We start from the raw sequence: 7293 nt of genomic DNA on the forward strand, positions 1-7293 counted from the left end.
GAAAAATGGGCTTCAGACACGAAAGCATACATCAAGTGGGAATGCCAGGATGCCTGACCCCCTCTCTGCAAAATTTCCAGACCTCAGGTTGCTTAATCGACCGGCGCGGTTCACCATGAGGGAATACGGCTCACGGCTCACGCGCACCCGAATCCTCCGGCACTTGAGGTTTCGAAAAAGATATCGACAAAACCAGAATAGTCGCTATATTCGGGCCATGACCACGACCAGCCCACATGCTCGCGCCCTTGCGGCTCTCGGCCACGACGCCCGGTTGTCGATCTTCCGTCTGCTGGTGAAGGCAGGTGATAACGGTCTTCGGGTTGGCGATATTGGCATGCATTTGGGCCTAGCTCCCTCGACCCTCGCGCATCATCTCTCGGCTCTCGTCGATGCCGGCCTTGTCATTCAAGAGCGGCAGGGCCGCGAGGTGTTCAACAGGGTCGATTTTCCCGCGATGCACCGCATCATCGATTTCCTGACATCCGAATGCTGTTCAGGAGTTTCTTCGCGCTCTGACTAGTATGCTGGGTGAACTGGTCGCTTGGTTGTTCTGACAAATAACTACAATGCTGGATAAATGGACATGAATCTGCGAACTGTTGTAGCTCCATCTCGTCTTCCGTCCCGCATCTCATGGCGAAAGCATCGTGCCTGGCTTGTCTCTGCCGCAATCTTGGTGGCTCTGGCGCTGTTTGATACGCCTCAGGCTGCGGAAAGTGCAATCTTTGCCGGGCGATCGCTTCTGGCCACGGCACCATTTCTCGTTCTCTCCGTCACAATCGTTGCCTGGGCCGCGGCAACTGGAGCCGAAAACTTGATTGCCCGCATGTTCAACGGGGCGCCTGCGATCATGATTGGCCTCGGTGCGCTGGCGGGGGGCCTCTCGCCCTTCTGCTCCTGCGGTGTGATCCCGCTGATTGCCGCTCTGCTGACAATGGGGGTGCCGCTCCCTGCGGTCATGGCCTTTTGGCTTTCCTCGCCGATCATGGATCCTTCGATGTTCGTGCTCACAGCAGGTGTGCTGGGACTTGAATTCGCCGTCGCCAAGACGCTGGCCGCCGTTGGCCTAGGGGTTTTCGGCGGAACTGTAGTGCATGTGCTGATGAAGGGTGGCGCCCTCGTCGATCCGCTTCGCGACGTGAGGGGCGGCGGCTGTGGCGGTGCATGGATTCGCGCGCCCAAACCAGTGGTCTGGCGCTTCTGGGCGGAACCCGACCGGCGAACGACTTTCGGTAGGACAGCGCTGAGCACCACGTTGTTTCTCGCCATGTGGCTGACGCTGGCTTTCCTGCTCGAAAGTCTGATGCTCGCATGGATCCCCGCGGAAACCGTAACCGCGACGCTGGGTGGAGAGGGACTGTTGCCAATCGCCACCGCCACCTTGGTCGGTGTCCCAGCCTATCTGAATGGCTATGCAGCGCTGCCTCTGGTCGGTGGGCTGGTCGACCAGGGAATGGCGCCTGGAGCGGGCATGGCCTTCCTGGTTGCGGGTGGGGTCACGTCGATCCCGGCAGCCATGGCGGTCTGGGCGCTCGTGCGGCCAAAGGTCTTCACGGCCTACATAAGCCTGTCCTTGGTCGGGGCCCTTGCGTCCGGAGTGTTGTTTCAGCTCTGGAGCGCCCTGACATGAGTCATCGCGGCGAGGCATGTTGCGTCGCTGGCCGCGTCTGAGGCGAGGATGCCATGATCCGTTCACGACTGTCTCCGGCGCGGCGCGGCCTGATCGTCGCCGCGCTCGGCTCTTCCCTGACCGTCAGTTGGGCCTCGAGCTATTACATTCCTGCCGTTCTGGCTGCGCCCATGGCTGCGGATTTCGAATTGTCGGAGGTTTGGGTCTTCGGCGCGTTCTCCATGGCGATGGTGATCTCCTCGGTGGCCGGCCCCTGGGCTGGAGCGCGGATCGACAGCCAGGGCGGGCGCGGCGTGCTTATGCTGTCGAACATTGTGTTCGCGGCAGGTCTCGGCCTGCTTGCCGTGGCGCCGACGCCACCAGTGCTGTTCGCGGGCTGGGCCGTGATTGGGCTCGGCATGGGGATCGGGCTTTACGAGGCGGGCTTTGCCACGCTGACAGGCATTTATGGCAATGATGCGCGCGGTCCGATCACGGGTATCACGCTGATCGCCGGCTTTGCCAGCACGGTGGGTTGGCCGCTCTCGGGACTCATGCTTGCGACATGGGGGTGGCGCGAAGCATGCTTCGGATGGGCACTGCTCCAGCTGAGTGTCGCGTTGCCGCTGAATGCTTGCTTGCCGGTGGGATCGAAAAGAGGGGACACCAGCCCAAGGCCGGTCGAGCCCGGACCGCCGCCGTCACGGCTTGCGGCATATCTTCTTGCTTTCGTCTTCGCTGCGACTTGGTTCAACTCGACCGCCATGGCCACGCATTTGCCGGGGCTGCTTCAGATTGCGGGAGCCAGCCCTGCCGCGTCCATCGCCGCCGGTGCGCTCATAGGCCCGGCACAGGTCGCGGCGCGGGTTCTCGAGTTTGGCCTGCTGCGTCGGTTCCATCCGTTGGTCTCGGCCCGCGTGGCCGCGGCGGCGCATCCTGTCGCCGCGGCCGCGCTCGTGTTTTTCGGGGGACCGGCGGCCCATGCTTTCGCCCTTCTGCATGGGGCCGGGAATGGCATCCTGACCATTGCCAAGGGAACGTTGCCGCTGGCTCTCTTCGGCACGGTTGGTTACGGCCGGCGGATCGGTTGGCTCAATGCGCCGGCGCGTGCCTTGCAGGCAGTCGCACCCCTCATCTTCGGCGCTGCGATGGCGACCTGGGGCTTGTCTGCGATCTGGCTTACGGCAGGGATCGGCGTCGCTTCCTTCTTCGCCCTTCTTGTGCTGAGGCGAGCGTGAGGCACGGCCAGCAAGGGCAACACCATTCCGCGACAGCGCCGCCGGGCTTATACTGCAGGGCACGCCCTCTGTGATGAGATTTGCAACAGTATTCTCTGCCAATGGACAAGCTTTCAGTCATGCATGCCTTTCGTCGCATTGTGGAGCGTGGCAGCTTCACGCGGGCCGCAGAGGATCTGGGGGTTTCTCCCGCGCTGCTGAGCCGAGAGATCAAGCTGCTTGAGCAGAGCCTGGGCGCTGCCCTTCTCAACCGCACCACCCGCACCATGTCGCTGACCGAAGCCGGCCGGCTCTATTACGACGAGGCGGCCGGCATCCTCGACGCGGTCACACACATCGAGGCTCGCATCCGCGAGGGCGCCGGAGCGATACGAGGGCATCTGAAAGTGAATGCGCCCAACTCCTTCGGGCAGACGGTGATCGCGCCAATGCTGCCGGGGTTTCTGGCCGCCCATCCGGACCTGATGCTCACCCTGTCCCTGGACGACCACATGGTCGACATGGTTGACGGCGGCTTCGATCTCTCGATCCGAATCCGCACCGCCTTGCCTGACTCCGGTCTGGTGGCGCGGCGGATCAGCACCACGCGTCTGCGCGTCTACGCCGCGCCGTGCTACCTCAGGCAAGCCGGCACACCGACCCAGCCGGACGACATCACCAGGCATCGGGTGATCGGTTTTCTGCATGCCGATCATCTGACGCAATGGGTGATGACATCTGCCTCGGGCACGGTGTCGCTGGAGCTGGAGCCGGCGGTGCGGGTCGGCAACAGCCTTGTTCTGCGCGACCTGCTGATCGCCGGGCACGGGCTGGGCACATTGCCGGATTTCATCGCCGCCGAGCCGCTGGCGCAGGGACGCCTTGTCCGAATCCTGCCCGAGCACGAGCTGCCGCCGCGCCAGATCTTCGCCGTCACCGCCTCGCGGTTGGGACTGGATGCGCGCGTGGGCGCCTTCCTCGACCACCTGCAGGCCGCGCTTGCCGGCTGATTTTTTCACGCTGCGTAAAGAATGATTTGACTGCGGGCCGGTTAATCCGTGCTGCGCTCTGCACGATCTTCTCGGGCATCGAAAATTCCTGCTTGGAGAAGATCCCATGACGCGTGTTCTCGTTCTCTACTACTCCAGCTACGGCCATGTACGCAGCTTGGCCCGGGCCGAAGCCGAGGGGGCGTCGAGCGTCCCCGGCACCCGGGTGGACATTCGGCGCGTGCCCGAAACCGTGCCCGATGAAGTGCGGCAGAGCGCCGGTTTCATCGCGGATGACACCCCGGTCGCGGCGCCTGCCGATCTTGAAGCCTATGATGCGATCATCTTCGGCACCCCGACGCGCTTCGGGCTGATGGCGGGGCAGATGAAGACCTTTCTGGACCAGGCGGGTGGGCTCTGGGCGCGCAACGCTTTGGAAGGTAAGGTCGGAGCCGTCTTCACCTCGACCGGCACGCAGCATGGCGGGCACGAGGCGACCCTGCTCTCCACCCATGTCCCGCTTCTGCATCTGGGCATGGTGGTCGTCGGCTTGCCCTACAGTTTCTCCGGCCTGACCGCTGGCAACGAAATCACCGGCTGCGCCCCCTATGGCGCGGGCACCATCGCCGGGGCGGACGGATCGCGCGCCCCCACGACGGCGGAGATGGACGGCGCGCGCTACCAGGGGGCGCATGTGGCGCGGATTGCTGCGCGTTTGGCCGGGGTGGATCTCCGGCGGGAGGTGGCGTGATGGCTGCCCTCACCATCGAATTCTTCCACGATGTGGTGTGCTGCTGGTGCTACAACATCTCGTCGCGGTTACGCACCCTGGCGCATGAATTCAATCTGGACGTCCGCCACCGGACCTTTGTCCTGCAGGCCAGTCGCGCCGAGATGGAGGCCCGCTGGGGTCAGCCGGACGCGGCGCGCGCGGCGATTCTCGGGCACTGGGAAGCCTGCCGCCGTGTCAGCGACAGGCCCGAAGGCATCAACATCGAAGCGATGCGCAGAGCCTCCTTCGACTATCCGCACGGTCTTGTCGCCGCGAAGGCCTGCAAGGCGGCTGAACGGATCGGCGGGCAGGCCGCGCATTGGGACATGTTCGACCGGCTCCAGCATGCCCATCTGACCAAGGCGCTCAATGTCGAGGATTCCGCAACCGCGCGGTTGGCTGCGTGTGAGATGGGGCTCGACCAGGCGGAGTTCGCGCGGCTTCTCGACGATCCGCAGACTTACCGCGCGGTCGAGTCCGACCGCCAGCTGGCCCGTGCCTTTCAGGTGCGTGTCGTGCCCACGCTCATCGTCCGCCAGACCGGGGCGCGGCTGGTCAACGGCCCGCTCGAGGATCTGCGTGCCCAGCTTCGCGCGGCGATCCGGCTTGTCGCCTGATCCTCGTATCCACCTGAACCCTGAAATGGAGGTTGTTCAATGCTGTCCTGGATTCGTTCCTTCCTCAACCGACGCCGGCAGCGGCGCCTGCTGCGTGCCAATCCGCCGGATCTGCCGCCGCATTTGATGCGGGATATCGGTCTCACCCCCCCGCCGCAGCGTCCGCACCCTCACTTCCACCCGCCGTTCTAGGCCCATGAGCAGGGAACCGTGGCGATGAGCCGGGCGAAAGACGTCCTTTTGACTGCATCTGCCCCGGCAATCTGGGGCAGCACCTACCTGGTCACGACCGAAGCGCTGCCGGAGGGCTACCCTCTCACCCTCGCCGTGTTGCGTGCCCTTCCGGCAGGACTTCTGCTGCTGGTCTTCGTCCGTAGGCTGCCACCACTAGCCTGGGCAGGTCGCCTTCTGATATTGGGCGCATTGAATTTCGCGGGATTCTGGGCTCTCCTTTTCGTGGCTGCCTATCGGCTACCTGGCGGAGTGGCGGCGACGCTGGGCGCGGTGCAGCCACTTGTCGTTATCCTGCTGGCGCGGCTTTTGCTCGGGACGCCTGTCCGGGCCGGAGCGGTGGCCGCCGCGCTGGTTGCCGTGGCCGGAGTGGCGCTTCTGGTCCTCGGGCCGGAGGCCAGACTCGACTCCCTGGGTTTGGCCGCGGGACTTGGAGCGGCGGCCGCGATGGCGGCGGGCACGGTTCTCAGTCGCAAGTGGCAGCCGCCTGTCTCGCCCCTGGTCTTTACCGCCTGGCAGCTCACCGCGGGCGGATCGCTTCTCGTGCCTATGGCCTTGGTCGCGGAGCCGGCCCTGCCGCAACTTTCGCCGCTCAATGTCGTCGGGATCACGTGGCTGGCGCTCGCCGGTGCGGCTGTCTCCTACGCGTTATGGTTCCGCGGCATCGCTCGGCTGGAGCCGGGAGCGGTATCGTTGCTTGGCGTGATGAGCCCTCTGACCGCGGTGGTCCTTGGCTGGGTGTGGCTCGGCCAAATGCTCACACCAGTGCAGGGGATCGGCGCCGCGATTGCGCTCGGATCGGCCTGGCTCGGCCAGACGGCGTCCCGCAGTGGGGTAACCCGGTCCAAAAGAACAACACAGTTTCGCCATCCAAAGGAAGTCAAGTCATGAAACTGATGCTGATCAATATTTCGGTCCTTGGCGCGCTTGCGCTTATTCTCGCAGGCTTCATCTTTGCGCCACGAGACGAAATCGAGACCCGCATCTGGATCGAAGCAGCGCCCGAGCGTGTCTGGGCGCTCTTGACCGATCCAGGCATCCATGCATCGCTGAGCCCCGGACTGCGGCGAATCGAAGGTCACTTTGACACTGGAGAGCGCCTGACACTCGAAATGGACAGTCCAACCGGTGGTTCGCTCACTATTCGGCCGCGCGTACTATTGGCGCAGCCCGCACGAGAGCTTCGCTGGCGCGGTAGGATCTGGTTGCCACGCCTCCTTGATGGCGAACATTACTTCAAACTGACGCCTGAAAATGGCGGCACCCGGCTGGTGCAAGGAGAACGCTTCCAGGGCGTTCTGCTCTGGTTGATGGACGTAAAGCAGTTCCAACCCGAATTCGACCGGATGAATGCAGCGCTCAAAGCTCACCTCGAAAACGGTACTGTACCCTGAGGTCTGGAAATTCGAGTTTGGTTGGGGCGCTGAGCCCCTGCTGGGGCATGCCCCAGCAGGGGCGATCCACTCTGGTATTCCAAGGAGTTGCGAAACGACCATGGAGGACCGGGAATGGACGGAAGGAAGGATACGGCGGTTGAGGCGGTCTTGGAACAACTGATCGAGCATGGGCCTGGCGAGATCGCCTCGGTGTTCGCCCGCGCCTTCGAGTTGGCGATGCAGATCGAGCGCGAGCGATTTCTCGGCGCCGGGCTCTACGAGCGCACGCCCGGCCGCAAGGGCTATGCCAACGGCTACAAGGCCAAGCGGATCGACACACCGGCGGGCACCGTGTCCGTGCAGGTGCCGAAAACTGCCGGGCACGACGGCGAACCCTTTTATCCGCGGTCGCTCGAACGCGGGCGCCGCTCGGTGCGTGCCGTGATGCTGGCGGTGGCGGAGATGTACATCAAGGGCGT

General features: G+C 64.0%; 9 protein-coding genes. All 9 read left to right on the forward strand.

The genetic code is table 11. From position 1 onward, the window contains the following. The first annotated feature begins 217 nt into the window (after positions 1–217). The gene (locus BMW67_RS15040; protein ID WP_072748521.1) at positions 218–523 is read left to right on the forward strand and encodes an ArsR/SmtB family transcription factor; all 306 of its coding nucleotides are present in this window, start codon (positions 218–220) and stop codon (positions 521–523) included. A gap of 57 nt (positions 524–580) precedes the next feature. After that, positions 581–1633: a permease gene (locus BMW67_RS15045; protein ID WP_072748522.1), complete on the forward strand. Its 1053-nt coding sequence runs from the start codon at positions 581–583 to the stop codon at positions 1631–1633. Between the two features lie 53 nt (positions 1634–1686). Further along, the gene (locus BMW67_RS15050) at positions 1687–2850 is read left to right on the forward strand and encodes an MFS transporter (RefSeq protein WP_072748523.1); all 1164 of its coding nucleotides are present in this window, start codon (positions 1687–1689) and stop codon (positions 2848–2850) included. Between the two features lie 101 nt (positions 2851–2951). Continuing rightward, complete coding sequence (locus BMW67_RS15055; RefSeq protein ID WP_072748524.1) at positions 2952–3839, forward strand: LysR family transcriptional regulator; 888 nt, start codon at positions 2952–2954, stop codon at positions 3837–3839. 106 nt (positions 3840–3945) lie between these two features. Continuing rightward, entirely contained in the window at positions 3946–4569 is a 624-nt protein-coding gene (wrbA, locus tag BMW67_RS15060; RefSeq protein ID WP_072748525.1) for an NAD(P)H:quinone oxidoreductase, read from the forward strand. After that, positions 4569–5207 carry a DsbA family oxidoreductase gene (locus BMW67_RS15065; RefSeq protein WP_072748526.1) on the forward strand — a complete coding sequence of 213 codons (639 nt, stop codon included), beginning with the start codon at positions 4569–4571 and terminating at the stop codon, positions 5205–5207. Before wrbA ends, BMW67_RS15065 begins: the two co-directional genes overlap by 1 nt. Before the next feature lie 216 nt (positions 5208–5423). After that, positions 5424–6329 (forward strand): EamA family transporter, encoded by a 906-nt coding sequence (locus BMW67_RS15070; RefSeq protein ID WP_072748527.1) that lies wholly within the window; start codon positions 5424–5426, stop codon positions 6327–6329. Further along, positions 6326–6832 (forward strand): SRPBCC domain-containing protein, encoded by a 507-nt coding sequence (locus BMW67_RS15075; protein ID WP_083581654.1) that lies wholly within the window; start codon positions 6326–6328, stop codon positions 6830–6832. Before BMW67_RS15070 ends, BMW67_RS15075 begins: the two co-directional genes overlap by 4 nt. 114 nt (positions 6833–6946) lie before the next feature. Beyond that, on the forward strand, positions 6947–7293 hold a 347-nt coding region (locus tag BMW67_RS15080), incomplete at its 3' end, for a transposase (RefSeq protein WP_218139778.1).

Source organism: Oceanicella actignis, from assembly GCF_900111545.1.
Taxonomy (GTDB): domain Bacteria; phylum Pseudomonadota; class Alphaproteobacteria; order Rhodobacterales; family Rhodobacteraceae; genus Oceanicella; species Oceanicella actignis.

What these genes read in the sequence shown, in the direction of transcription:
- BMW67_RS15040 (WP_072748521.1), top strand. Translation starts at nt 218, where the DNA reads ATGACCACGACCAGCCCACATGCTCGCGCCCTTGCGGCTCTCGGCCAC.
- BMW67_RS15045 (WP_072748522.1), top strand. Translation starts at nt 581, where the DNA reads ATGGACATGAATCTGCGAACTGTTGTAGCTCCATCTCGTCTTCCGTCC.
- BMW67_RS15050 (WP_072748523.1), top strand. Translation starts at nt 1,687, where the DNA reads ATGATCCGTTCACGACTGTCTCCGGCGCGGCGCGGCCTGATCGTCGCC.
- BMW67_RS15055 (WP_072748524.1), top strand. Translation starts at nt 2,952, where the DNA reads ATGGACAAGCTTTCAGTCATGCATGCCTTTCGTCGCATTGTGGAGCGT.
- wrbA (WP_072748525.1), top strand. Translation starts at nt 3,946, where the DNA reads ATGACGCGTGTTCTCGTTCTCTACTACTCCAGCTACGGCCATGTACGC.
- BMW67_RS15065 (WP_072748526.1), top strand. Translation starts at nt 4,569, where the DNA reads ATGGCTGCCCTCACCATCGAATTCTTCCACGATGTGGTGTGCTGCTGG.
- BMW67_RS15070 (WP_072748527.1), top strand. Translation starts at nt 5,424, where the DNA reads ATGAGCCGGGCGAAAGACGTCCTTTTGACTGCATCTGCCCCGGCAATC.
- BMW67_RS15075 (WP_083581654.1), top strand. Translation starts at nt 6,326, where the DNA reads ATGAAACTGATGCTGATCAATATTTCGGTCCTTGGCGCGCTTGCGCTT.